Origin of the sequence: Lutispora saccharofermentans (genome assembly GCF_024363565.1) — a bacterium.
In the GTDB taxonomy this organism is placed as follows: Bacteria; Bacillota; Clostridia; order Lutisporales; family Lutisporaceae; genus Lutispora; species Lutispora saccharofermentans.
Window position 1 is genome coordinate 159,492 of record NZ_JAJEKE010000004.1, and the last position, 25,503, is coordinate 184,994.

At 43.2% G+C, this 25,503-nt stretch carries 22 protein-coding genes and 2 other annotated features; of the genes, 12 read left to right on the plus strand and 10 right to left on the minus strand.

The window, feature by feature from the left end:
• Nucleotides 1-42 precede the first annotated feature (42 nt).
• Together LJD61_RS07015 and LJD61_RS20710 are read right to left on the minus strand one after the other, a co-directional pair.
• Entirely contained in the window at nt 43-1,482 is a 1,440-nt protein-coding gene (locus LJD61_RS07015) for an amidohydrolase (protein ID WP_255226815.1), read from the minus strand.
• A 221-nt stretch (nt 1,483-1,703) separates the two neighbouring features.
• Nucleotides 1,704-1,775 carry a hypothetical protein gene (locus LJD61_RS20710; protein ID WP_255226884.1) on the minus strand — a complete coding sequence of 24 codons (72 nt, stop codon included), beginning with the start codon at nt 1,773-1,775 and terminating at the stop codon, nt 1,704-1,706.
• A gap of 219 nt (nt 1,776-1,994) precedes the next feature.
• On the opposite strand from LJD61_RS20710, the gene LJD61_RS07025 reads away from it, so the two are divergent.
• On the plus strand, nt 1,995-2,360 hold the full coding sequence (locus tag LJD61_RS07025; RefSeq protein WP_255226816.1) for a helix-turn-helix domain-containing protein: 366 nt from the start codon (nt 1,995-1,997) through the stop codon (nt 2,358-2,360).
• Between the two features lie 465 nt (nt 2,361-2,825).
• Here the strand turns inward: LJD61_RS07025 and LJD61_RS07030 are convergent, their stop codons facing one another.
• From LJD61_RS07030 to LJD61_RS07040, 3 genes are read right to left on the minus strand one after another with little or no spacing between them, the layout of a single operon-like run.
• The gene (locus tag LJD61_RS07030) at nt 2,826-4,298 is read right to left on the minus strand and encodes a glycine betaine uptake BCCT transporter (protein WP_255226817.1); all 1,473 of its coding nucleotides are present in this window, start codon (nt 4,296-4,298) and stop codon (nt 2,826-2,828) included.
• Between the two features lie 18 nt (nt 4,299-4,316).
• Entirely contained in the window at nt 4,317-5,639 is a 1,323-nt protein-coding gene (grdH, locus tag LJD61_RS07035) for a betaine reductase selenoprotein B (RefSeq protein WP_255226818.1), read from the minus strand.
• Between the two features lie 13 nt (nt 5,640-5,652).
• Entirely contained in the window at nt 5,653-6,978 is a 1,326-nt protein-coding gene (locus tag LJD61_RS07040; protein WP_255226819.1) for a glycine/sarcosine/betaine reductase component B subunit, read from the minus strand.
• Between the two features lie 238 nt (nt 6,979-7,216).
• On the opposite strand from LJD61_RS07040, the gene LJD61_RS07045 reads away from it, so the two are divergent.
• Nucleotides 7,217-7,882 carry a TetR/AcrR family transcriptional regulator gene (locus tag LJD61_RS07045; RefSeq protein WP_255226820.1) on the plus strand — a complete coding sequence of 222 codons (666 nt, stop codon included), beginning with the start codon at nt 7,217-7,219 and terminating at the stop codon, nt 7,880-7,882.
• 1 nt (nt 7,883) lies between these two features.
• Here the strand turns inward: LJD61_RS07045 and LJD61_RS07050 are convergent, their stop codons facing one another.
• Nucleotides 7,884-8,459, minus strand: coding sequence for a DUF3841 domain-containing protein (locus tag LJD61_RS07050; RefSeq protein ID WP_255226821.1), 576 nt, complete (start codon nt 8,457-8,459; stop codon nt 7,884-7,886).
• Nucleotides 8,460-8,803: 344 nt separating this feature from the next.
• Between LJD61_RS07050 and LJD61_RS07055 the strand changes: the two genes are divergently transcribed.
• Complete coding sequence (locus LJD61_RS07055) at nt 8,804-10,189, plus strand: sodium-dependent transporter (RefSeq protein ID WP_255226822.1); 1,386 nt, start codon at nt 8,804-8,806, stop codon at nt 10,187-10,189.
• 339 nt (nt 10,190-10,528) lie between these two features.
• Here LJD61_RS07055 and ileS read toward each other — a convergent pair whose 3' ends face one another.
• The gene (ileS, locus tag LJD61_RS07060) at nt 10,529-13,624 is read right to left on the minus strand and encodes an isoleucine--tRNA ligase (RefSeq protein ID WP_255226823.1); all 3,096 of its coding nucleotides are present in this window, start codon (nt 13,622-13,624) and stop codon (nt 10,529-10,531) included.
• 54 nt (nt 13,625-13,678) lie between these two features.
• Nucleotides 13,679-13,894: a binding site (T-box leader), on the minus strand.
• Between the two features lie 91 nt (nt 13,895-13,985).
• A complete protein-coding gene (locus LJD61_RS07065) occupies nt 13,986-15,716 on the minus strand; it encodes a proline--tRNA ligase (RefSeq protein ID WP_255226824.1) in 1,731 nt (576 codons plus the stop codon).
• A gap of 55 nt (nt 15,717-15,771) precedes the next feature.
• Nucleotides 15,772-16,021 (minus strand) — a binding site (T-box leader).
• A gap of 547 nt (nt 16,022-16,568) precedes the next feature.
• Here LJD61_RS07065 and LJD61_RS07070 point away from each other — a divergent pair.
• The 9 genes from LJD61_RS07070 (at nt 16,569) to LJD61_RS07110 (ending at nt 23,169) form a co-directional block, all read left to right on the plus strand.
• On the plus strand, nt 16,569-17,672 hold the full coding sequence (locus LJD61_RS07070) for an alkaline phosphatase family protein (RefSeq protein WP_255226825.1): 1,104 nt from the start codon (nt 16,569-16,571) through the stop codon (nt 17,670-17,672).
• Nucleotides 17,669-18,220: an ECF transporter S component gene (locus LJD61_RS07075; protein WP_255226826.1), complete on the plus strand. Its 552-nt coding sequence runs from the start codon at nt 17,669-17,671 to the stop codon at nt 18,218-18,220. Before LJD61_RS07070 ends, LJD61_RS07075 begins: the two co-directional genes overlap by 4 nt.
• Nucleotides 18,210-18,725 (plus strand): molybdopterin-dependent oxidoreductase, encoded by a 516-nt coding sequence (locus tag LJD61_RS07080; RefSeq protein WP_255226827.1) that lies wholly within the window; start codon nt 18,210-18,212, stop codon nt 18,723-18,725. Before LJD61_RS07075 ends, LJD61_RS07080 begins: the two co-directional genes overlap by 11 nt.
• Nucleotides 18,722-19,465 (plus strand): energy-coupling factor ABC transporter ATP-binding protein, encoded by a 744-nt coding sequence (locus tag LJD61_RS07085; protein WP_255226829.1) that lies wholly within the window; start codon nt 18,722-18,724, stop codon nt 19,463-19,465. Before LJD61_RS07080 ends, LJD61_RS07085 begins: the two co-directional genes overlap by 4 nt.
• On the plus strand, nt 19,413-20,072 hold the full coding sequence (locus tag LJD61_RS07090; RefSeq protein WP_255226830.1) for an energy-coupling factor ABC transporter ATP-binding protein: 660 nt from the start codon (nt 19,413-19,415) through the stop codon (nt 20,070-20,072). The genes LJD61_RS07085 and LJD61_RS07090 overlap by 53 nt, the downstream gene beginning before the upstream one ends.
• Nucleotides 20,069-20,794 (plus strand): energy-coupling factor transporter transmembrane component T family protein, encoded by a 726-nt coding sequence (locus LJD61_RS07095; protein WP_255226831.1) that lies wholly within the window; start codon nt 20,069-20,071, stop codon nt 20,792-20,794. Before LJD61_RS07090 ends, LJD61_RS07095 begins: the two co-directional genes overlap by 4 nt.
• 37 nt (nt 20,795-20,831) lie before the next feature.
• Entirely contained in the window at nt 20,832-21,332 is a 501-nt protein-coding gene (mobB, locus tag LJD61_RS07100; RefSeq protein WP_255226832.1) for a molybdopterin-guanine dinucleotide biosynthesis protein B, read from the plus strand.
• The gene (locus tag LJD61_RS07105) at nt 21,332-21,967 is read left to right on the plus strand and encodes a BUD32 family EKC/KEOPS complex subunit (RefSeq protein WP_255226833.1); all 636 of its coding nucleotides are present in this window, start codon (nt 21,332-21,334) and stop codon (nt 21,965-21,967) included. Before mobB ends, LJD61_RS07105 begins: the two co-directional genes overlap by 1 nt.
• 95 nt (nt 21,968-22,062) lie before the next feature.
• Complete coding sequence (locus tag LJD61_RS07110; RefSeq protein ID WP_255226834.1) at nt 22,063-23,169, plus strand: LuxR C-terminal-related transcriptional regulator; 1,107 nt, start codon at nt 22,063-22,065, stop codon at nt 23,167-23,169.
• Here LJD61_RS07110 and lpdA read toward each other — a convergent pair.
• The gene (gene lpdA / locus LJD61_RS07115; protein WP_255226835.1) at nt 23,166-24,572 is read right to left on the minus strand and encodes a dihydrolipoyl dehydrogenase; all 1,407 of its coding nucleotides are present in this window, start codon (nt 24,570-24,572) and stop codon (nt 23,166-23,168) included. The two genes, LJD61_RS07110 and lpdA, sit on opposite strands and share 4 nt — an antisense overlap.
• A gap of 115 nt (nt 24,573-24,687) precedes the next feature.
• Nucleotides 24,688-25,482 carry an SDR family NAD(P)-dependent oxidoreductase gene (locus LJD61_RS07120; protein WP_255226836.1) on the minus strand — a complete coding sequence of 265 codons (795 nt, stop codon included), beginning with the start codon at nt 25,480-25,482 and terminating at the stop codon, nt 24,688-24,690.
• Nucleotides 25,483-25,503 lie beyond the last annotated feature (21 nt).

The following is a 25,503-nucleotide window of genomic DNA, read 5'->3' on the forward strand; positions in this document are numbered from 1 at the left end:
CCCCCGCTGTAGATTCTTCCGGTTGAAAATATATGATTTGTTTTACGCCATGACGGGGATCGAGGGCTTCACCCCATCAGGGATAAGGGAAGCAAACGGAACTCCGTTGGTTCTGGCGTTCTTCTCTTGTTTTGCGGCGGCGACAATGTCTGGATTGCTCAGCGTGTCAATGACAGATGCGGCAATGACTCTGCCTGCCTGCAGCATGCCTTTGTGTGCCATGCCGCTTTTGCCGACCGCAACCTCCTGCCAGGAGTGCATCGGTGTGCCGGCAGGCATGGTAGCCATACTAATCTGTGCCACCGGGCATACCCAGCTCACATCGCCCACATCAGAGGAAGCCTGCCCCGTGCTTTCCTTACCCAAAGGCAGAACCACTTCGCAAAGAGCATCGTCTGCATATTTTAACAGCTCAGTGCGCCGATCGCTGTTCTCTACCTGTGATGCAACCACCCGAAAGAAACTGCCTTTCTGGGCGATGGTCGCGCCGATGGCCGCAGCAAGATCGCGGTCTTCCTGACTGTATTGCGCGGCACCCAGCTCTTCAAGGTTTTTCTGCATGACCTTTGCAAGGACGACATTGGGCAGCATGTTGGAGCAAGCTTTAACAAACTCGCAGTCCACGGTTGTGCCTGTCATGATTGCCGCCCCCGTTGCGTTGGCGGTTACTCTTTCATACAAATCCGTCAGCACCGGAAGCTGCGGCGCGCGCATCAGATAAGTGACATCCGCATGATCCTGCACCACATTAGGTGCTTCCCCGCCGCCGTCTGTGATCGCGTAATGCACGCGGCATTCAGTGGAGATATGCTCTCTCAAGAACTGGGCGCCTACATTCATCAGTTCCATTGCATCCAGCGCGCTCCTGCCCAGTTCGGGGTCAATCGCGGCATGAGAGGTTTTCCCGTGAAAATGGTAAATCACCTTGTAGTTTGCAAGTGTGCTGCCCATCCCCACACTATTGCAGTCACCCGGGTGCCAGGAGAATGCGGCATCCAGCCTGTCAAATGCGCCCGCCTTTGCAAGGAATGCCTTGCCGGAGCCGTTTTCCTCTGCGGGACAGCCGTAAAAGACCACTGTTCCCACATGTCCGTCCTGCAGATAAGCCTTTGCTGCAACGGCTGCAGCCAGTGCGCCGCCCCCCAGCAGATTATGGCCGCAGCCATGACCTGCGCCGCCGACCTTTACCGGCTCTTTGACCATGCTTTCCGCCTTCTGGCTCAAACCGGGAAGCGCATCAAACTCCGCAAGAATGCCAACAACGGGGCTGCCACTGCCATAGCTGCCGCAAAATGCCGTGGGAATATCGCCTAGGTTTTCGGTTACGGAAAAGCCCTCTTTTTTAAGAAACGCGCAATAGGTTTCCTTGGCGAATTTTTCCGTGTAGCCAACCTCGGGGTGATCCCAGATTGCGTCGCTCAAAGCACACAGCTCATCGGAATACCGGTCTACCGCAGCAATGGCTTGTTCTTTTTTTGTCATTTACTCTACCTCCTTTATCATGATTTATACAGGTTAACAAGCACTTCCCAAGCCTTGATCCTTTCATCACGCTTGCTATCGATGTAAAATTCGATTTGTTTTTGCACAGTTTTACACTCTTTTTTTTTAGTAGTTTATTTTGCTAATTGTGAAAACAGTGGGCAAAAAAATATCCTCCTCTTGAACGCTTAGTATTTTGGGGCTGTATGGGAAGCTACCTTTCAGGGTATTTTCCTTTGTCCGTGCTCATACATGTTATATGTTGAGATTAGGATTCCCAGAATTTCAGCCATTTCCGCCTGAGTAATATTCTTTCTGCTTCGTAATTCGGTCAAGCTCTTTTTCACTGTTTTACTCCCGTATTTCACATTCAGCAAATATACAATTTCTATTTTACTTTCACTTATTGCAAAAGTCAATATTTTTTTCACATTTTGTGAATATAAGTTCTCAAATTTATGCAATATGCTATAGTCAAATTAAATTCACAAAATGTGAAAAGGGGAATTCCGATGGATAATAATTTGCTTGGCAGTAGAATTGCGAGATTAAGGGAAGAAAAAGAACTTAGCCAGCTTGAACTGGCAAAAATGCTAAATATTTCAAATACAACGCTCTCTCAATATGAGTCCGGCAAAAGGGTTCCCAGTGATGAAATAAAAAAGCAGATGGCCGATTTCTTTGATGTCTCCATTGATTACCTGCTTGGGCGGACCAATATAAAAGAATTGGCCGATAAGGTACTTGACCGCTACGGAAAATATTCCGCCTCCCCTCCGCAAACGCAAAACGGCCCTTATGAGGATCTTCCGCCTGAAGCTAAAAAGGAAATGGAAAAGGTCATGGAGTTTATACGGTATAAGTACGGGATAAAATAGACCGGAAACAAAAAATATTCAATAATCTGAGCTGGGTAAGATTGTTGAACCTTCAAATAATGCTATAATCGGCTTATGGACTTACCGCTACGGAGAAATTATGAAAATTGTAATTGAACTGTGAAAAATGTGTTATACTAGATTATTAGGGAATTGATACGATGGAAGAAAAGATAATGAAAAATTAGTTTAGACGATAAATCATAGACAAAAATATTGGAACAGGCAGAAGAAGCTGGAATATTCTTATCCAGTGCATAAATCCTATAAAATTCCATAAAAGTAGTTGTGTATACAGGGCCAGTCTATACTTCGCAATTAATTAATTTATACTTATAAGTAAATTGATGGTCATAAAGGTACTCCTTGTAACTAGCATAAACCAGTTACAAGGAGTTCTCATTTTGTCAATTATTCATTTTTCCCTTGATGCAACACTAGTGAGCTGCTGCCGGTTTTATAGCTTTATAATTCTTGCTTCAAGGCTTTCACAAGCGCCACACATGCGAATATCATGACTATAGCAAATGGGAAGGCTGCTGCAATGGATGCTGTCTGAAGCGCTTTTAAGCCTCCTCCAAGCAGCAATGCGAATGCGAGCAGTGCCTGTACCAATCCCCAAAGGACCTTCTTTGAATTGCTTGGGTTCAGGTCGCCCTGCTGTGACATCATGCCCAATACAAAGGTTGCAGAGTTGGCTGATGTTATGAAGAATGTTCCCAGCAGGAATACTGCAATTATGGATATTATGAATCCTAACGGGTATTTGCTCATTACTACAAAGAATGCTGTCTCAGTCAGCTTGGTTGCCTCTGCTGCCACCTCTGCACCGAGGTTGATTCCCAAAGAGCCGAATACTGCAAACCATATAAAGGAAGCAAGAGTCGGAGCCAATATAACTCCTATAACAAATTCTTTTATAGTTCTTCCCTTTGATATTCTGGCTATAAATGTGCCCACAAATGGTGCCCATGCAATCCACCAAGCCCAATAGAATATGGTCCAGCCTCCTATCCAGCTGTTGTCGCCGAAGGCTTCTATATGGAAGCTGTCATACACAAACTTATCAAGATACATTCCTATACCGTTTGTGAGAGAATTTATCATAGCCAGCTTGGGCCCTACAATTATAGACAGCGCCAATATGGCAAATGCCAAAATCAAGTTCAAATCAGATAAAAGCTTTATTCCTTTATCAATACCGCTTACCGCCGTCCATATATATATGATGGTTATTACAGCGATTATTGATAATTGGACCATTGTTGTAGTAGGAAGCCCGAACATGTAACTAAGTCCGCTGTTTATCTGAAGTGTCCCTATACCGAGAGAGGTAGCCACACCGGCAACTGTCGCAAATATGGCAAGTATATCTATAGCTTTTCCTACAGGTCCTCTTACACCCTTTTCACCTATAAGAGGCAGGAAAATACTGCTTATAAGTCCAGGGGCATTTTTACGGAATTGGAAGTATGCCAGTGCAAGACCTATTACTGCATAATTGGCCCATGGATGAATACCCCAATGGAAAAAGGACTGCTTGATGGCAAAGTTGGCTGCCTCTGTAGTAGCACCTTCAATCCCTACAGGATTCAGAAAATGATTCAAAGGCTCAGCTACTCCCCAGAATACAAGGCCTATACCCATTCCGGAACCGAACAGCATACCAAACCAAGAAACCGTACTGAATTCAGGTACTGAGTCATCAGGCCCCAGTTTTATTTTGCCATATTTAGAAAAACCGATGGCAACACAGAATGCTACGAACACAAACATTGATATGAGATAAAGCCAGCTGAAATTATCTACAAGGGAGTTAAATAATGCATTAGCAGCACTCCCAAAGTTGGCCGGGGCCGCAAAGCCCCAGCCAACAATGGCAAATACCACTATCAAGGAAATAATATACACCGTATTGTCTTTCTTAACTTCCTTCATATGGTAATCCTCATTTCATTATATTTTTACTTTAAATACAGTTTGTTCTTTTATATCTGTAGTAAGTGCATCTAAAGCCACACCCACTCTGTGATATCGAAGCTTGAACTGAACTTCCTTCGGTGTGCCGGGATCTCCCAGGGGATATGGTATTGATATAGTTGGAACCATTCTGTTTGCTCCCACAGTCTTCGCAACAGGTATCAGATTAGCCATCTGCACTATAGTGATGCCTGCCTTTTCAATTTCTTTTGTCATCGTTGCACCGCAACGTGTACAAGTACCTCAGGTGGACGTGAGTATAACTGCCTTGACACCGTCAGCAACTAGCTCTACTGCTATCTCCTTGCCCATTCTTGCTGCCTCTGCCTGTGTTGTACCGGTACCGACAGTAGAATAGAAATACTTATAGACTCCGCCTATCTTACCTTCCTTCTCATAAGCGCGAAGGGCATCCAAAGGCAGAACAACGTCGGGGTCAGCATTAGCTGCTGCAGGGTCAAAGCCGGCATGAATTGTCATAAACTCCCCCTCTGCCAGGTCATAAAGCTTTGTGACATCATATTTGCCCCACTTGGTAGCTGAAGCTGACTGGATCCTATCAGGATTTCCAACAGGCACAATACCGCCGGAAGTGACTAAAGCAATCTGAAGCTTGCTCAGTTCCTCCGGTGAAATAGCTGGTGCTATAGGTATCAAATCTGATGGAGGTATGGGAAGCTCGCTTTTAAATTCCTCGCCTTTTACCTTTTTCAGAAGCATGTCTATTACTCTGTCTGCGGCATTTACGGAAGGATCCAGGTATACCTGTTTTCTGATGCCTCTGCCGAAATAGCCTTCCTCAGAAGCCGAAAGGAGCTCTTCTCCATTCATCAGCTTTTTTGCGAAATTGGCCATAGCGGATACATCTTTTCTCATGGCTGCTGCGCTGGCTCCGCCTTCAAATATATACATTTCTTTTCTGAACATGTCAACACCCGGGTTTTCTTCGTTCATAGAAGTTATAACAGGCACGCTGAACTTTTCTTTCACGGCTTTACATATATTTCCGCAGGCACTGCCGTATCTTCCCGCTCTGAATGCGGGCCCTGCAAAGAATATATCAAACTCCTTGCCTTCCAGAAAGCCTAATATTGCATTTATCGCTTCTTCCTGCCTCGAACCCATGAAGTTATCACCGCAGATGATCGTATGCGTGACCTGATATTCGTCACCAAGCTGTTTTTGTAGCTCCATTGCCGGGCCTACCTGACCTTCCCTAATCTCTGGCGCATGGTCGGCCATTTCCTCGCCGCCTATTTGTCCAAAGAACTGATTTATATATAAAATAGCTTTTTTCATCTAAAACACCTCCTTAAAACTCTTTCATGGTCTTTGTTGACCAGCCTACTACCATATCTCCGCAGAACATTGCATTGTTTTCCATTATGATTGAGCCGTCTGCTCTAACCGATGGACCCAGTATTGCATCATTGCTCCAGCCCCCGGAAAGCCCGTCTCTCGCCAAAGCTTCCAGTTCTCCTATCACTGTTTCCATAGCAGGAAGATCGATCATCTCAGAAACATTACCGCAGGACACTATAGCGTTTGCCTTCTCATCCAAAGCAACCAAAGGCTGTGAAGCACCGTCTCTCCCTGTGCATTCATTTGTCAATCCGATAGTCTTGACCCCGGCATCTTCCAGCGCAACGATACATGCGATAAAGTCCGCATCGGGGTTTCCATAGCCTTCTTCTGCTACAATAGCTGAATCAGCGCCCAGAGATTTTGCAATCTGTGCAACATAAAGAGCCGCCCTTTGCTTTTGCTCAAGAGCCACATTCAGGTTTGACATTATAACGCCGATAAAGTTCAGGGTTTTACCGTGCTCCTGATATAATCTTTTTATCATTGGGAAGTTCTGAAAATCATATGTTGACCACTTTGAAGAACAAGGCATAAAGGATCCGGAGATCATAGCTCCGTCCAATACTTCATTCGGATGCATAAAGGTCGGAAGCATTCTGTTGCAGTCCCATCCATAAGCCAAGTCATTATATCCCAGCTCTTCCATCTGTGATTGAGGCTGAAGCACCAGAACTACGCTTGAAAGCGCATTGACCTCTGCCGTTCTCTTTGTCACTGCCTCCAATTCATAAACCTCGACTTCCTCCGGTTCTATTTTTTCAACACTTCTGCCCACATATTCGGCGAGTCTCATGCCTGCCCATCTTAGTGCGTGGTTTTTCTTTTGCTGTTCATTCTTCTCGAAGTCTTCGTCAGTATCTCCAACCAAAACTAAATTCTTTAATTTCGAATAATACGTATATTTTGCGCCTTCTCCGCCCATGTCAATGAGGCCGTCCTGGAAGCCTCCCCAATGTCTGCCTACCACAAGTATGCTTGAATCCTTAAGAGCATGAATCCTGCCCTCTCCGGCTTGCATAAGCTCTCCGGTCACTCCCGGGAATACCGGGCCTCCGCCTATACGGCATCTCGCCTCGATAGCTTCCTTCACAGGGACCAGACGAACCATATCTCCGGGCTTAACAATCAGGAGATCCGCTTCTGTAATATGTTCATCTTCAAAAACAACGCCGAGGGCTTCTTTCTTGTTGATGGTCAAAACGCCATCCTTGTACTCCGTTTTAGCTCCAAACACGATGTCCTTTACATAGAAATTACCTATTTCCAGTCTCATTGCTACACTCCTCTCATCGCTATTCTATATGAATAGCATAAGTATGTTATTTTTATAACATATTTATTGTACCATAATATAGTTTGTAATGTAAACGTGTTTATTATATTAACTCGTTTATTTTTTTATAGAAGCTGTATTTTATATAGAAATAATCAATAGCTTCTATGTTTATTATTAGAATATAAGCATGTTATAATAAGAGAAAAATATTATTTTTTTATAGGAGTATATAGTAATGGAGATAGATAAGAAGACTTTGCAAAAAAGAAGGATGATGGGATATTTTATTGACGCCGCAAAGCAGATAATAGATGAGCGGGGCATAGAAGCCTTGTCTGCCCGTGAAGTAGCTGACATAGCAGGCTACAACAGCGCTACATTATACAATTATTTTGACGACTTGGAGCACTTGACCTTTTATGCTTCATTGAGATATCTGAGAGAATACATATATGATTTGAAATGCTATACGAAGAGCGCCCATACTCCGGTAGAAAGGTACTTTAAGGTGTGGGAATGCTTTTGCCATCACGCTTATAATATGCCAAAAATTTTCAACGGAATATTCTTTGGAAAGCACAGCCTTAAATTGAACAATGCCATAAAGGATTACTACTCCATATTTCCGGAAGAACTGGAGGATATGGAGGAAGACATCAAACCAATGCTCCTGGGCCAGAATATATATGAAAGAAATCTCACTTTGCTGCAGCCTTGCATAAAAAAAGGCTATGTAAAAGCTGAAAATGCAGAAGATATCAACGAGATGATAATACTCCTGCATCAAGGAATGCTGACAAGGCTCGTTATGGGCCAAGCAGCTTATTCACCGGAAGAAGCAAAGCAAAGAACTCTCTTCTATATGAAGCAGGTTTTTGCGTCCTTTGGAGTTGAGGTTTAGTTTAGCGTTCATATCCGGTTATGCCAGTTACCCATTCTTTTCTTATTTCCCATAGGGTAGCCTGAGCAGTGGGGGTTATCTCCTCCCCTCCTTCAAAAAGCCTTTCCCAGCTTTTGATTATCTTGCTTCTCAAGTGAGGATAGAAGTTGCCTTTGTGGCCCATGTATAATTCAGATTCATCTCCTATGCCCACCCTTTTCAGCTCATCGTTGAATTTTTCTTCATCCCTCTTGTCAATGGGCAGATACCAATAATTCATAACATAGCCCCATTTTTCGGAGTCGGTAAAAACCACTTTGTCCACAGGTGCCTCGAGTTCAATTATGACGTTATTTTCCGCAGCCTGAAGCATCATATCCGATCTGACAGAAAGCCATATTGGGAACTCTGCTCCTTCCGGCCTCGGCACTATTTTTTCGGCTCTTTCTATATACCATCTGTAAACCTCCGAATAATATTCCCAGATGGAGTCGAATTTCTGCTCCAAGAACTCCTTTTTAGGCCTATATATGCCGAAAGCTTCAATGCTTTTTAATACATTTTCATGTTGTCTGGTCCAAAGCTTTATCTTTTGCAACGCAGCGCCTCCTCTTTCAAATCATGCCAGGGTGTAAAACTCTCTCTTGCTCTGAGCATAAACAGGTATTTTTATTGCACATCCCCGGCTCATGGTTTCAACAAGTCAATATTACCATATATTTTTAGCAATTTATACATATCCTTTCTGTAAAATAAGATAATACCAGTATTAAAATATTGACATATTATTGTGAAACATATATTATAATTTTTATATATCGATTATGTATAAATATGCACAATGTTTTACAATCGCCCTTAATTTTTGCTATTCATTATGTGTTTATACATGCATTCTCATATATATTAGCATTGACGTCATAATTTAGGAGGCATGAAAAAATGGACCGAAAACAAAACAGGGAGGGCTTTTCATCAACTTTGGCGGTATTCTTTGCGACTCTGGGATCTGCAGTGGGTCTGGGCAACATATGGAAATTTCCTTACCTGACAGGCCAAAATGGCGGAGGAGCTTTTATACTGGTATATTTATTATGTGTTACGCTAATAGGGATGCCTGTAATGATTTCAGAGTTTTTTATAGGCAGAAAAGCCAGAAAAAATGCTGTTGGCGCTATTCATGGGATTCGACCTGATCAGCCGATTTGGAAATCCATCGGTTATATGGGGGTTGCGGCTTCATTTTTTATTATGTTTTTTTACAGCGCCGTCGCCGGATGGGTGTATTCTTATGTGTTTAAGGCGATTAAAGGTGATTTCGGCGGCCTGTCCTCCTTATCCGTGGAGGAGGCTGCAAAGATGACAGCCGATCAGTTCGGAGCAACTGCAGGCGGCGCTTTTTCACCTATGCTTTGGCAGGCTATCGTTTTGATAGTGGTATCAGCAATACTTGTTGCCGGTGTAAAAAATGGTATCGAGCGCATAACAAAGACCCTTATGCCTGTCCTCTTTGCATTGATTATCATATGCGATATAAGAGCACTCACACTGCCCGGAGCCAGAGAAGGGCTCAGCTTTCTTTTTCATGTAGACTTCACAAAGCTTACGGCCCCGGTAATATTAGCCGCCCTGGGACTTGCTTTTTTTAAGCTGTCTCTTGGTATGGGAACCATGATAACCTACGGAAGCTACTTCACAAATGAGACAAACTTGATCAGCACCTCGGCAAAGGTAGCAATATCCGATACGGCCGTATCGATGCTTGCCGGTATTTCCATATTCCCGGTGGTTTTCACATTCGGATTGGAGCCGGGGCAGGGGCCGGGACTGCTATTTAATACAATACCTTTGGTGTTTTCCAAAATCCCCTTTGGCGGATTGCTGCTGGTAGCTTTCTTTGTTCTCACGGGCATTGCAGCTACAACAGCGATGTTATCCCTTGTAGAAGTGCCTGTAGCATATTTCACCGAAGAAAAAAATATTTCCAGAAATAAAGCGGTGCTGCTCACTTCAGCTATAATACTTTTAATAGGGATAGCAACAGTACATCCGATGAGCGTTTTTGGAAATACGGTTATCGCGGGAAAAAGCTTTTTCGATTTGTTTGATTTTATCTCCTCAAATGTCTTACTGCCCTTTGGCGGCCTGTTGATATCACTGCTTGCGGGCCATTTTGCAGATATATCGTCGCTCCGGCGAGAGCTGTCAAACAATGACCGGTTGAATAACGGCAATTTGATAGGATTGTTTTTGTTTATTCTAAAATATATAACCCCTATCCTGGTTTTGATTGTTTTCCTGAATTCAATAGATATAATAAAGCTATAGAAAAACCGGCAATCGCCGGTTAAGCTGATGATACAGCACAGATAAGTAGAATGGTATGTATATCTGTACACGGATATGCATACCATTTATATATTCCGCTGCAGTAAAATAGCATCCATGTATAGACTAAGTATGCTTATATAAAAATTGTCAATGACTCTTATGAGCTGAGCCTTAGAAAATCCGTAGGCGAGGCACGGACGCCGAGCAAGCTTTCCAGGTCACGGATGACCTTTGGGAAGCGTAGGATTTTCTTAGGCTCAGTGAATTAGTGTCATCAATTTTTATATACTATACGTGGCTATACATGGATGCTATTGCTTATAGGGCTTATAGAACTTATAGTTTTTCCAGTTTCATTCCTGTGTCATGACCGTTCAGGTCCTGCTTCTCAAAGCTGTCATCCTTGGTGTGCTCTACAGCATCAGCCAAAGTCTCTTTCATTATATAATCCATATAGATATTGACAGCTTTGGCTATATCATCATCACCATCATAGAATATCTTTATCCTGTCCATCATCTCATAGCCGTTATTCTTTCTCATCTGCTGCACCTTGGAGATAAATTCCCTTGCATAGCCCTCATCCAAGAGCTCCTGGGTGAGAGTAGTCTCCAATATCACAAACAGATTATTCTCCATGGCTACGGTGAAGCCTTCTTTTGCAGATATGGTGATCAATACATAATCCTTTATTACATCCAGGACTTCCCCGTCCACCGCAAGCTTCAAGGTTTCTCCCGCTTCCAGCTTCTTCACCGCTTCTGAGCCGTCAACCGCTGCCAATGCTTTGCCCAGCAGCTTTATCTTTGAGCCCAATACAGGCCCTGCTATCTTGAAGTTCGGCTTCAGGTTGAATTGCATATATTCATCAAGATGCTTTGCAAATACAACCTCTTTTACGTTTAGCTCCTCCTGGATCAAAGGCACCAGATCCAATATGAGATCTTCATATTTGCCGTCTATCAGCACCTCTGAAATAGGCTGCCTAACCTTTATCCTTACCTGCTCCCTAGCAGACCTGCCCAAGCTTACCAGGTCTCTCACAAGATCCATCCTTTCCTCTATGTGAGGCTCCAGCAAAGATCTGTCGGCAACAGGATAGTCGGCTAAATGAACCGATAATTCGCCTGTGAGATCCTTATACATTTCATCAGCCATAAATGGTGAGAATGGAGCTATGAGCTTTGTCAAGCCGACAAGTATTTCATAGGTAGTATTGTAAACCGCTTTCTTGTCGTCTGTAAGCTCTGTTTCCCAGAATCTTCTCCTCGAACGTCTTATATACCAGTTGGAGAGGTCTTCGTTGACGAAGTCCTGAATCTTTCTCACCGACTTTGTCAGGTCGTATATAGACATCTCATATTCAACCTGAGCCAGCAAATTATTGTATTTCGAGAGTATCCATCTGTCCAGCTCCGGTCTTTCCTTGTACTCTATGAAAAATTCCCTCGGATCTATGTCGTCTGTATTTGCATACAGAGTGAAGAAGGAATATACATTTCTCAAAGTACCGAAGAATTTGCTCATGACTTCCTTGAGGCCGTCCTCATCAAATCTGGTGGGCGTCCATGCCGGCGATACATACAGCAGGTACCATCTCAAAGCATCGGCACCGTATTTGTCAAACATCTCAAAGGGATCTACGGTGTTGCCCCTGGATTTTGACATCTTGCGGCCTTCCTTATCCAATATCAGATCATTGACCAGAACTCTCTTGTATGGGGAGGTTCCCATCACAAATGTGGATATTGCCATAAGGGAGTAGAACCATCCTCTTGTCTGGTCTATGCCCTCGCATATGAAATCCGCAGGGAATAATTCATGGAAATTTTCCTTGTTCTCAAAAGGATAGTGATGCTGGGCAAAAGGCATTGCACCGCTGTCAAACCAGCAGTCTATAACCTCTGTGACCCTGGTCATGATTCCGCCGCATTTATCGCATTTGAGGTGGACATTATCAACATGGGGCCTGTGAAGCTCGACCTTTTCATCTATTTCTTCTACGGCTCTCTCTACAAGCTCTTTTCTGGAGCCTACGGAAGTGGTATGGCCGCATTCGCATCTCCATATATTGAGGGGCGTTCCCCAATATCTGCTCCTTGACAAAGCCCAGTCATTGACATTCTCCAGCCAGTTGCCAAATCGCTTTTCTCCCACATAGTCCGGGTACCATTCTACCTTATTGTTGTTTTCTACCAATTGATCCCTCAGCTTTGTCATCTCTATATACCAGCCGGGCTTTGCATAATAGAGAAGCGGAGTCTGACAGCGCCAGCAGTGAGGGTAATTATGCTCCATCTTTTCCTTCTTGAAAAGCTTTCCTTCGTAAGCCAGCCATTTGATTATATCCAAATCCGCATCCATTACGAATGTGCCTTCCCATGGTGTGGCAGTAAATTTGCCCGTTTCATCAACAGGCTGCAATACAGGCAGGTCATATCTTCTTCCGGTGTTATAGTCATCTTCGCCAAAAGCAGGCGCAGTATGGACTATGCCGGTGCCGTCCTCGGTAGTTACATAATCTGCAACGGTAACAAAGAACGCTTTCTTATCGGCTTTCACAAAAGGCATCAACTGTTCGTATTCCATATACTCCAGATCCTTGCCTGAAAGCTCCTCTAAAACTTCGAAATCCTCTCCGAGAACCTTTCCGGCTAGATTCTTTTCAACATAATATACGGTATCGCCCTGTTTTGCCTTCAGATAGGTCTCATTAGGGTTTACCGTCAATGCTACGTTGGAAGGCAATGTCCAGGGTGTTGTTGTCCATACCAGGAAGTATTCCTCCGCATCTTTTCTTTTGAACTTGACTATTACAGTATTCGTCTTCACTTCCTTATAGCCCTGGGCTACTTCATGGGAAGCCAGGCCTGTGCCGCAGCGGCTGCAGTAGGGCAGTATCTTATGTCCTTCATACATCAAGCCTTCCTTGAAAAATTTGTCCAGTATCCACCATTCGCTCTCTATATAGTCATTGTTCAAGGTTATATAGGGATTATCCAAATCTATGGAATAGCCCATCCTTTCGGTCATTTCTCTCCACTGTCTTTCATAGGTGAATACGGATTCACGGCATTTCTCATTGAATTCTGCTATGCCGTATTCCTCTATTTCCTGTTTGCTGGAAAGCTTCAACTGTTTTTCAACTTCGATCTCAACAGGCAGTCCGTGGGTATCCCAGCCGGCCTTTCTCTTTACCTCGTGGCCTTTCATGCTCTGGTAGCGGCACACGGAATCCTTCAGGGTCCTGGCGATGACGTGATGTATGCCTGGCCTGCCGTTGGCTGTAGGAGGCCCCTCGTAGAATATATAGGGCTTTGCTCCTTTTCTGTTAGCAACTACTTTGTCGAGAATATCAATCTCATCCCAAAATCGGGCTATCTGATTTTCCCTCTCTGCCACAGGCTTTTCCGAAAGAGGTTTAAATTTCATTTTCGCTCATCTCCTCATATACTTTGTATAATTAAAAAGCCCTATGGTAAAAACCATAGGGACGTTTGGACACGCGGTACCACCCTCATTACAGCCCCAAAAGGAGCTGCCACTCGGTCAACTTAACGCATGACTGCGGAATTCCTTACTCCGGTTCAGGAATCCGGCTCCAAGGTGATATTCGTCAAGAGCTTTGCAAATAATCTTTCACCAGCCGATTATCTCTCTGGATACGCATTCTCCTGCTACTGTCCTCTTCACAGCCATTATTGGCAATAATATATTATTATACATCATAGAAGCAGGCTTTGTCAATAGCAGGTTTTTGAGCTGAAACTTTTTCTCCTTGCAATAAAATTCTTTATTTTGCTGAACAAGCCTCATCCGTCAATTCACTTACCAGGCTTGTAATCGCTTCAACAGCCTTGTCGAGTGATACTTTCATAGAAATCTTTTTATCCCTTGTTGTTATCTCCAGACAGTTTTCCTTCATGTTGCGTGGGCTGACTATGACTCTGACCGGAACGCCCAGCAAGTCTGCGTCTGAAAACATAACACCCGTGCTGACGCTTCTGTCGTCGTAGATCACTTCAACATTTAAGCTTTGCAATTTTTCATACAATTCATCGGCTGATTTCTTGGCTTCCGGATTATCTGAGCGTATGCAGCAAAGGTGAACCTGCCACGGTGCTATTGACATAGGCCAAATCGGCCCGTACGCATCATGATGCGCTTCACAGACAGATGCCGCCAGGCGGCCGATGCCTATTCCATAACAGCCCATGACAGGATATTTAGAGCTGCCGTCCTTATCCAGGTACTGCATATTCATAGCTTGGGAATATTTTGTGCCAAGCTGAAAAATATTCCCCACCTCTATTCCGCGCGAAATGGATATGGTGTGTTTGCCGCATTTCGGACAGATGCCTCCGGCCTTGATTTTGGCAAAATCGTGATATTCAATGGCGCCGCAGTCGCGCTCAAGCTGCAAGCCTGTATAATGATGATCAGGAATATTCCCGCCACAGGCAAGGTTGTTCGAGCCTTTAAGTGATTTATCGAAAAGAACTATAAAATCGCCTTTCAAATTATAGGGTCCGATAAATCCGGCGTTCAATCCGCATCCATCTGTAATATCCGCTGGGCGGATATCTTCACCAAGATAATTTTTGAGCTTGGTTTCATTTGCATCCAAATCCCCTCGGATAAATAAGACGACATACTCATCTGTCGAGTTTTTCTGATATACAACGGCTTTGCAGGACTTCTCTTCCGGTATATTCAAAAAGCCGCTCAAATCTTCAATCGTATGGATATCCGGAGTATGTACAAGGGCTATCTCTTTAGAAGCCTCGCTTGCTTCATTTTGCACGATGCTTTCGGCGGCTTCCATATTGGCCCGGTAATCGCACTCCGAGCAGACAGCAATTGAATCTTCTCCCACATCAGTCAGCAGGATAAACTCATGGGAAACATTGCCGCCCATCATGCCTGAATCCGATGCAACCGATATTACTTCCGGGATACCTGTCCTGGCAAATATTTTTTCATAAGCGTGCAGGCATCTGTAATAATACTGCTGAAGGTCTTCCTGGGATGTATGAAATGAATACCCATCCTTCATCATAAATTCCCGGGCCCGGATAAGGCCGCCGCGCGGACGGGCTTCATCCCTGAATTTTGTCTGGATTTGATAAACCATAAAAGGATACTTTGCATAGCTCTGTCCATATTCACGTACAAGCTGCACTGCGGCTTCCTCGTGTGTCATTCCAAAAACAAGGGGGATGCTGTTCCTATCCTTGAAACGCAATAGCTCACTTCCCACACTTGCATATCTCCCCGATTCCTCCCACAGGGATGCCGGTAAAACAACGGGAAACAAAACTTCTTGCCCGTCGATTGCATCCATTTCCTCTCGGATGATTTGTTCGATTTTTCTTGTGATGCGGCGAAGGGGAGTATATAAAGAATAGATACCATTAGCAACGTATCTCATATACCCGCCCCGGAGCATTAAAGCATGGCTGTCGATTTCGCAATCAGCCGGTCTTTCTTTGAACCTATCTCCTACAAGCTTTGCGACTTTCATTCTTAAACCTCCAATATATTTATTTGATGCAAAAAGCCCTAAGTCGATAATATCAACTTAGGGCGAACTGTACTAATCGCGGTACCACCTAAATTCAGAAGAAATCTTCTGCACTCAAAAATACAAAATGTTATAACACCTTATACTCTTTCCTTATCACGGAGGAAATCCGATGAAACTTACTGGAATAATCGTTCGGTTCACAGCTCTAAGAGGGGTTCGGCATTCTTTCATTAAAGATTTTCACCAACCATCTTCTCTCTGATAAATCCAAAATGCTTACTGCTTCTTTTCACAGCCTTTAGTATTTATTTCGTAAACTATAGCAGAAAAAATATGAAATGTCAACAACAAAGCCCTTCCCTCAGCTAGTAAGAATTGGCAAGCTCATCCAAACCTTCTTCTCTCCATTGAACATTACCTGTCTATCCTCAAATATACCCTGACCGTTATGAAAAAATAGATTATTGCTCATGATCGTCACCAGCCTCTCACAATATTTTATTTATTTCTAATTATACAGCATTTTCCATTCTGAAACAATGAACAGACAAGCAAAGCCTTTGTTAATAAAATAATAACAAAGGCCGAGTTTTCAAGGGGTACAGGCCTGCTTAAATCATCTGTACAAAGCTAGAAAAGGGGAGAGATAAAGAGCTTTAATCCGCACCGAAGCCATAGCTGAAAGCCGATAGAGCTTGACTGCCTTCATACAAAGAAAATTGCGCTTTATGAAGGAAAATATGAATATATATAGAATGTATCTTAAAACGATAAATGCATCTGAGCTATCCCGCCTGAGTTTAACAAATATGGCAGATAACCGTCAGTGCATAAACGGGGGAAACGCTTATGTCTAGAAAAAACTCTTACATTATAGCTGTAATCTTATCGGTCCTTCTGTCATGCATTGTTATCACTGAACTAACCCGCCCTAGGACCCCCGCCTCGGAAGAAGACGGGTGCCCAAGGGCGGTTAAGTCCAGCATGGACTCGACTAACATTCAGCGGGGGTCGAATCCCCCGCTGAATGAAGCCTCGTTCAATTTTCAAAGACTGAAGCCGTCAGAGCTGCCGGTAATAAAAAATACCGAAGGCAAAATCCCGGGATTTGCCGTATATACCCAGGATGGCGATATACTTTATGCTAACGCGATTGAAGAAATTAAAAAAACTATAAGCAATAAAACAATGGTGAAGACCGATAATTTTACAGTGGAGAATCCCATAGGCATAATCCAAAACCCTCCTCTTGAGAGAATAACGGATATATCAAGCAAGGCATTACAATCTATAGACATGGAAAACAAGGTCCTAATCATATATATCGACGGCTTAGGCTACGACCAATACGAAAAAGCCTTAAATGAGGGCTGGATACCCTTTATGGAGTCCCTGGGTAAGGGTACCAGGGCTCTCACAGTATATCCTCCTATTACCGATGTGGCCTTTGCATCCATGGTTACGGGAGAGACACCAAAATATACGGGCATACACAGCAGGGAGAAAAACCCCTTAATGGTGCCTGCCATATTTGACAGAGCTTCTGGAAAAGGTAAGACCTCAAAGGTCATAGAAGGAAATATAAAAATACTTACGACAGAGGTTGAGACCATTTTAAACATAGATGAAAACGGCAATGGAACCATCGATGATGAAATATATGAAAGCGCTATGAAGGAGATTCAAAATCCTCCCCATATTCTACTGGTTCATTTCCACTCCTTCGACGATTTTGGCCACGAGTACGGGCCAAGCTCCCAAGAGGCTTTGGAGCAGCTCAAGATCTTGGATTCTTATATAGAAGATATGATAAAGGATTATAGGGGAGATATTATAATAACCTCAGACCATGGCATGCATGATGAAGAAGGCGGCGGCAATCACGGCATTTTCTGCGAGGCAGATTTATTTATACCCATTATACAGATTAAATTGCAAGCAGGTGGCCTATGAATAAGTTTTTAAAAAGATTTTCCATGTTCGATCTTGTGGTGATTTCACTCACCGCCGCTTTGGGAGTAGGCATAAAGCCGATAATAGTGCCTTTGGTCCATATAATCACAGGCCCTCTTTATATACCCGGAGGCGCCGCCGCCGGCGGCTTTTATATGCTTTGGATAGTTTTGGGCCTGGGCATGACAAGGAAAATAGGCACGGGTACTCTCATAGGCCTTGTGCAGGCTCTTTTAGTCATGATCACCGGAGTATACGGAACCCACGGAGCCATCAGCATGATCACATACACCGTGCCAGGACTTTTGGCAGATATGACGGCTAAACTTCTGAAAGACAAGCTCATGAGCCCGGCGGGATTTTTTACCCTTGGCCTTCTGGCCAATGTTTCAGGGACTTTTTTGTCCTCTTTAATGTTTTTCCGGCTTCCTATGATTCCCATGCTCCTTTCCCTCAGTGCGGCGTCGCTGTCGGGAGGGCTGGGAGGTCTCATAGCATTTAGAATAACTAAGGCTATAAATAAACAGGGTGATGCAGATGAAAAATAAAAAGCTTATAGCGATAATTGCAATTTTGACGGTTTTAACACTCTCATTGAGCTACATCAATATGAAGTCTGTTAATAAGGCTTCAGATGAAGAAGGAATGATCAGCTTTGTCTCCGGTGAGGACTCGGCAAGGCTTAGTTTTGATGAGATCACCGGCTTGGACTCAAAGGAATTCAAGGCTGTAGAAGATACTTCCTCCTCGGGTCCCGCTTCCCGAAAATTCAAGGGAGTGCTGCTTAAAGATGCATTGAACAAGATCTCCATAAGCGATGAGACGATAAAGTCTTCTTCAAAAATAATAGTAAAAGGGCTGGACGGCTATGTAATAGCATTATCGCCCAATGAAGTTTTGGCTGACAACAGCGTTTACCTTGCTTATGAGAAAAACGGCAAGCCTCTTGGAAATATGAAAAACGGAGGAAGCGGCCCCTTCCAGCTTATAGCCGTATCGGATTCCTTCAGCCAGCGCTGGTGCAAATATGTTGTTGAGGTAACCTTAGAATGAACCCCATATTAGAAGTCCAAAGCCTATCCTTCAGATATGCAAAAGCCGGTCCTATGATACTCGATTCAATCAATATGAAGATTGAAAAAGGCAGCATCACTGCAATTGCAGGCTTAAGCGGCTGCGGAAAAACCACTTTGGCTTTCTGCCTGTGCGGAGCCATACCCAAAAGCCTGCCGGGCATCATGGAAGGCGATATATTGTTGGAAGGCAGAAGCATAAGAGAACTCAGCCTGCCGGCATTGTCCAAAAAAATCGGCATTGTCTTCCAGGATGTGGACAATCAGCTTTTTCTGCCTACCGTAGAGGCTGAAATAGCCTTTGCTGCGGAAAATCTGTGCCTCTCCTATGAGGAAATAGAAGAAATGATTGAAAGAGTCTTAAAAACTCTCGGCATAGAGCATCTAAGAAGCCAAAATCCATCTCTGCTTTCCGGCGGCGAGAAGCATCTGGCTGCCATGGCTTCCATTTTGAGCCTTGATCCCGAGGTCATCATACTTGATGAAGCCTTATCACAGCTGGATAGTGATAATAGGGGTCTCATCATTGACAGGATCAAGCTGCTTCAAAGAGAAGGCAAAACCATCATAGTCATCGACCATGACCTTGAAAACCTTATGATGGCCGATACTATCCTGCTCATGAAAGACGGCAGGATAGAACAAAGAATCAAGGCAGGTGAGAACCGTGAGCTTCTATACAGCAAACTCACTGACTTTTTCCTATACCAGAATAAATAAGCTTTTTGAGAATATAAGCTTTGCAATAGAGAAAGATCAACATGTAGGACTTATGGGGCCAAACGGCTGCGGAAAAACCACTTTGATCAAGCTTATGCTCGGGCTTCTCAAGCCTCAGCAAGGTGAAATATATCTCGATGGCAAGAATATAAATAATATTTCCTTATCCCATATAGGTAAAAAAGTAGGCTATGTCTTTCAGAACCCTGACAAGCAGCTGTTTTGCCCTACGGTTTGGGAGCAGATGAGCTTCAGCTTCATATATGGGAATGCGGATTGCAAGGATGATGCGGACTATAAGCTTAAGCATTATCTTGAAATATTTGACCTTGCCAGATATAAGGATTCCTCTCCTCTGGAGCTGAGCAGAGGAGAAAAACAAAGACTGGCCCTGGCCTCTGTGCTTTCACGTAATGTGGAATTCGTCATACTGGATGAGCCTACTACAGGCTTGGATATATTGCGCAGAAAGCAGCTGGATAAATGCCTCGAAGCATTGAAGGAAGAAGGCAAAGGCTATATTATAGTAAGCCATGAGGATGAATTCCTGATTCACCATGTGGATACAATCCTTAACCTTAACCCAAAAGGAGTTGACATCCGATGATAAGGCCGGACCCCAGAACCAGGATCATCATACTGTTTATCATTTCATCAGCAGCAGTATTGATAAGAGAAATATGGCCTCTTTTCTGGCTGCTTTTGATGACCATGATCTTATGCAAGCTTTTTTCAATTTGCTTATCCGCATCGGTGAAAAGGTTAAAAAAGCTCTGGTATTTCTTCCTGGTATTGGCTTTGGTGCAGAGCATATTTACTTCAGGGGGAGAAACCATATTTAGTATAGGGAATATAAGGATACTGACCACCATGGGACTGGAGAGCGGCATATCCATAATGTTGAGAATGTCCATAGTCATATTCTCTGCCCTGATAGTTGCATCCGCACCTCCTCTGGAGATAGTATACGGCCTGACGAAAATGAAGCTGCCCTATGAGATTGCCTTTATGGTTCTTCTGGCGATGAAATTTCTGCCTTTGTTTAGAGAAGAGTTTTCGGACTCAATTGCTGCAGTGCAGCTGGCAGGAGCGGATCTGGATAAGATACCGCTAAGGCAGAAGCTTTCATTGTATGCCTGCATATTGACACCTTCTGTGGCTAAAGCCTTGAGCAGGGCCAGGTACATCTCCCTTTCCATGGAATGCAGAGCCTTCAGAGCATACCCATGCAGAACCGACTATTGCATATTGAAAATGAGGGGACCAGATTATACTGTTATACTGGCAGCTTTAATGCTGATCATCATAATTTTTATCTGCCTGCCATAATAGCACAGCAAAGCAATTTACTAAGGAGGCCGTCGAAATGAAAGTCATATCGGTTTACGGATATTCAAAATCGGGCAAGACCACAACGGTAGAGTGCATAATAAAGGAGCTCATCAAACGCAATTATACCGTAGGCTCAGTGAAGGATATACATTATGAAGAGTTCTCCATAGACATGGAGGGCTCCAATACGGACAGGCATAGAAAAGCCGGAGCCGGGCTGGTTACCGCCCGCGGCCTTTATGAAACGGATATTTTATTTAAGGAAAGATTGCCTATGCCTGAGATATTAAAATTCTATGATCAGGATTTTGTAATACTGGAAGGGGTAACGGATTTTGAGGTTCCCAAGATTTTATGCGCATCCTCTGTCGAAGATGTGGTGGAGCGCATGCATCCCAGCGTATTTGTGTTAAGCGGCGTGATAAGCAACAAAATATCCCGCTTTAAAAATCTTTCCGTCATCAATGCCTTTACTGATATAGAGAGGCTTACGGATCTGGTGGAAAGCACCGCCATGGATTGGGAGCCTGTATAATGGATATAGAGATAGTGGAAAAATTCAGCAGCAAGCGAAATCATGTATATAAGGTAAAAATACATACCTCCTCCTCTGCTGTTTTAGCGGTGATGAAGAAGTATGAAAATGAAAGGGCTCACTTATTGGCTGTAGAGTATAATAACTTGAATATGCTCCGCCGGGCCGGGCTGTCTGTACCCGAAGTGATATATAAAGATGAAAGCCGCTTGTTCTTACAGCATATCGAAGGAATTCTGGTGAATGATTTGGCGGAAAGCCTTGATACGGGAGATTGGATTGATGAGTTGGCCTTATGGATGAGCAAGCTGCATCAAATATCCGCCGGAGCCTTCAGCATGCTGAAGGGTGACGTGAATCTGAAAAACTTCATATACAGCGATAATAAGATATATGGTCTTGATTTTGAGGAAATGAAGCGCGGCGATGGTCGCATGGACTTGGCTGATCTATGCTTTTTCATGCTCACGAATGCTCCCTCCTTCACAAAAGAAAAGCATCTCATGATGAGAACGCTTTTGAAGAGCTATGAAAAATACTCCGGTTCGGAACTCAAGGATATGGCCAGGTATTTGCTTCTGAGCAAAGCAGAGGCAAAGATAAGAAGGGATCGAAGTAATTATAAGAATATTTAAAACATTCTTGAGTTTTTAGAGGAAACTCTGAACTTTTATAGAAAGATAACATTAACAGCAAATAACTGATTTATTCTATACAAAGGAGTGTCAGCATGGATAAGAAGCTTATGCAAGCAAATGATTATGAGAATATTCTCAGGTTTCTTTCTCTAATACAAGAAAGCGAAGGAGATTACCGGTATAGAGTGTTAAAGCATCTGGCCGATATTTTTAAATATAATAATCTGACTTTTTTGCTTGTGGATGAAAACGGCATGTTTACCAATCCCCTGGGTTTAAATATCAGCAACAAGCTTTGCTATATGTACACTCAGCACTACTTTAAAACTGATATCTTTCATCCCGTCAACCTCTCTACTCAGCTCATGCTCACAAAAAAAGCCATTACCATATCAGATATTATGCCTTATAAGCAATTTGAAGACACTGAGTATTATAATGATTTTTTAAAGAAGGATAACCTCTATTATGAGGTTGCTCTCCCTTTGAATGTAGATAATAAGCTGGTTGGAGGAATAGGCGTATTCAGGTCAAAAGAAGAAGGGGATTTCAGAGCCAAAGACTTAGAAATATTAACTTATTTATCAAAATATATAGCTTATCACCTTTATAAATACCAGGAAACCTCCCAAATCAAGCATGAAAATTTTATGTATGAAAATTGTGTCTCCCAGCTGCCCATCGGTTTGGTAATTCTAGATGGCAGCCGTTCATTGGTCAACTACAATGAAATTGCTAAATCATTCTGCAGGGATATTCTTAATGATAAATTTTGTCCCAACCCTGTTCAGGATATTATAAATATGGTCTTATCGAGCTTAAACCTTAATGAGATCACCTCATGTTCTTGCATCTATACTAATTTTGAACAATATACATTTAAAATTTCACTCTCAATCATTCCCAGTATTTATAAAGGCATTGAAACATACTATCAAATCTATATAGTTAAAAATTCAGCTAAAGAAAAAATAGATCTTTTATGCTCAGCACAGATTTACAATCTTACAAAGCGTGAATTGGAAGTGATTGAACTTATTTCCAAAGGGTTAAACAACCGAGAAATCAGTGAAAAATTATATATCAGCAGCAATACCGTCAGAACTCATATTGACAACATATTCAACAAGCTTAATGTGAGCAGCAGAATGGCCATCTTATATAAGATGGGGATTATTAAGAAGTCCCTGAAAGCCTAGCCGTGCAATTCCAGACCTATAGCTGCCAGACACGCTTCTCCCACAGCCTCCGACAAAGTAGGATGGGCATGTATAGTTTTTATCACATCCATTACACTCAACTTTTTATTCACGGCCAAGGCCAGTTGCGCAATGAGCTCGGTAGCCTTGGAGCCCAAAATAGATCCGCCCAGTATTCTGCCGTCTTCCTTGTTGTATATAACCTTGACATATCCGTCCCCCTGCCCTTCTATCAAGGCCTTGCCATTGCCCTGAAATGAGGACTTTGCTACTGCTGCACCGCTGCATATTTTTCTGGCTAACTGCTCATTCATCCCTACGCTGCCGATCTCCGGGCTGGAATAGATGCAATGAGGAACTGCACTATAATCGATCTCGTATGCTTTACCCATGATGTTCAAAACTGCCGTCCTGGCTTCCTGATATGCGACATGGGCTAACTGTTCACTCATGGTCACATCACCTACTGCATACACCCCGTCCAAATTTGTCTTCATGCTGTTATCGGTTACGATGCGTCCTTTTTTTATATCTCCCCCCAATTCCGAGAAACCAATTTCCTCAACAGACGCTTTTCTCCCTACACAAACCAAAATTTTATCACATTCAATTTTTACATGGCTTCCGTCCTTCTGTTCAATCTTCAGGCTCATGCCGCCGTCAATGCCACACTTTTCATAGCTCTGTGCTACGCAATTGGTGTAAATCCTTATACCATTTTCTTCAAGAGACCATTTGAGGGCTTCTCTTGTTTCTTCATCTTCATTTGGAATGAGGGATGGAGAAAGCTCCACAATGGACACTTCTGCTCCCATCCGTCTAAATATAGAAGCGAACTCCACTCCTATAACTCCTCCTCCTATGATAGCCAGTTTTTTCGGCAGCTCCGAAAGAGCAAGAGCATGGGTACTGTTGATCACATTTCTCCCATCTATGGGAAATCCGTGTATCTCAATTTCCTTAGATCCCGTTGCTATAATAATGTTTTTCGCAACTACTTCTTCTGTGCTACCATCATCCTTAGTTACTAAAATGGAGCTATTGGAAATCAGACGCCCTTTTCCTTTTAATATATTGACTTTGTTTGCATTCAAAAGATATTGAACTCCACCCGTAAGCTGGTTGACAGTCTGATTTTTGAATTTCATGGCTTTCTGAAAATCCAGTTTGACATTATCGGCGTGAACACCGTACATACCGGCTTTTATTGTGTCTTGATACGCTTGGGCGCAGCGGTTCAATGCCTTGGTAGGTATACAGCCCACATTCAGGCAGGTTCCTCCCAAGGTTTCATATTCCACCAGCGTCACGCTCGCTTTCAGTCTTGCCGCTGCCAATGCAGAAGCATACCCGCCAGGGCCGCCCCCTAATACTGCAATATCCACAACACTTTTTCCGCTCATCACATAATCCTCCTTATATGGTTTTCACCTTATCAGCTTTTTAGTCAAGGATAAAGAACAAAGGACTTTGACCTGCAAACTTTTATTCAGGTCAAAGTCCTTTAACTGCAAATATTTAGTAAATGACACTCCCGCCATCCACATTGATGTTCTGACCAGTTATATTCTGGGCTAAATCAGAAACGAGAAATAGAACCATGTTAGCGATATCATTAGGTTCCTGGGGTCTCTTGAGTGGTATTTGGCTACCGGAGAAGCTTTTAAAAGCTTCATCTTTTACCTTTTCATCTCCACTGTTAGTCATAAGATCGAGCTGCTTTTCCCACATATTTGTTCTGATAATACCTGGGGAAACAGCATTGATGTTTATATTATCTTGTGCGACCTCCCTGGCCAGCGAATTGGTGAGAGCTATGATCCCTGCTTTGGCTGCCGCATAGATTGCTGCTTGAGGTGCCCCCATTTTGGCAGCGATTGAGGATATGTTCACGATTTTACCTTCTTTTTGGGGAATCATATGCTTCAAGGCCGCCCTGCATCCGTTAATGGTGCCCTTAAGGTCTATGTCGATTAGATTGTCTATTTCTTGCTGGGTCAGATCCAATATTGGCTTCATCAGACCAATACCCGCATTATTGACCATAATATCCAGCCTTCCGAATTCCTTTACTGCAGCATCAACTAAATTGAAAACCTCTTTTTCTTTAACAGTATCAACTTTGAATACTTTTGATGCTGCACCCATTTTTCTGATCTCTTCTGCAGTCTTTAAAGCTCCTTCATCATTGCTGCGATAGGCGATCCCTACAGAACAGCCCGCTTCGGCAAGCTTAAGAGCAATGGCTTTACCCAATCCTCCTGCTGCACCTGTAACAATAGCCGCTTTACCATTTAAATTTATAGAAACCATACTACCACTCCTCATTTTGAT

Bases quoted from the DNA above. Each gene is read 5' to 3' on its own strand.
- LJD61_RS07105 (WP_255226833.1), top strand. From the start codon at position 21,332: ATGGATATAGAGATAGTGGAAAAATTCAGCAGCAAGCGAAATCATGTA.
- LJD61_RS07085 (WP_255226829.1), top strand. From the start codon at position 18,722: ATGAACCCCATATTAGAAGTCCAAAGCCTATCCTTCAGATATGCAAAA.
- LJD61_RS07110 (WP_255226834.1), top strand. From the start codon at position 22,063: ATGGATAAGAAGCTTATGCAAGCAAATGATTATGAGAATATTCTCAGG.
- ileS (WP_255226823.1), bottom strand. From the start codon at position 13,624: ATGAAATTTAAACCTCTTTCGGAAAAGCCTGTGGCAGAGAGGGAAAAT.
- LJD61_RS07075 (WP_255226826.1), top strand. From the start codon at position 17,669: ATGAATAAGTTTTTAAAAAGATTTTCCATGTTCGATCTTGTGGTGATT.
- LJD61_RS07065 (WP_255226824.1), bottom strand. From the start codon at position 15,716: ATGAAAGTCGCAAAGCTTGTAGGAGATAGGTTCAAAGAAAGACCGGCT.
- LJD61_RS07095 (WP_255226831.1), top strand. From the start codon at position 20,069: ATGATAAGGCCGGACCCCAGAACCAGGATCATCATACTGTTTATCATT.
- LJD61_RS07030 (WP_255226817.1), bottom strand. From the start codon at position 4,298: ATGAAGGAAGTTAAGAAAGACAATACGGTGTATATTATTTCCTTGATA.
- LJD61_RS07070 (WP_255226825.1), top strand. From the start codon at position 16,569: ATGTCTAGAAAAAACTCTTACATTATAGCTGTAATCTTATCGGTCCTT.
- LJD61_RS07015 (WP_255226815.1), bottom strand. From the start codon at position 1,482: ATGACAAAAAAAGAACAAGCCATTGCTGCGGTAGACCGGTATTCCGAT.
- LJD61_RS07025 (WP_255226816.1), top strand. From the start codon at position 1,995: ATGGATAATAATTTGCTTGGCAGTAGAATTGCGAGATTAAGGGAAGAA.
- LJD61_RS07120 (WP_255226836.1), bottom strand. From the start codon at position 25,482: ATGGTTTCTATAAATTTAAATGGTAAAGCGGCTATTGTTACAGGTGCA.
- LJD61_RS07040 (WP_255226819.1), bottom strand. From the start codon at position 6,978: ATGAGACTGGAAATAGGTAATTTCTATGTAAAGGACATCGTGTTTGGA.
- LJD61_RS07055 (WP_255226822.1), top strand. From the start codon at position 8,804: ATGGACCGAAAACAAAACAGGGAGGGCTTTTCATCAACTTTGGCGGTA.
- mobB (WP_255226832.1), top strand. From the start codon at position 20,832: ATGAAAGTCATATCGGTTTACGGATATTCAAAATCGGGCAAGACCACA.
- LJD61_RS07045 (WP_255226820.1), top strand. From the start codon at position 7,217: ATGGAGATAGATAAGAAGACTTTGCAAAAAAGAAGGATGATGGGATAT.
- lpdA (WP_255226835.1), bottom strand. From the start codon at position 24,572: ATGAGCGGAAAAAGTGTTGTGGATATTGCAGTATTAGGGGGCGGCCCT.
- LJD61_RS07080 (WP_255226827.1), top strand. From the start codon at position 18,210: ATGAAAAATAAAAAGCTTATAGCGATAATTGCAATTTTGACGGTTTTA.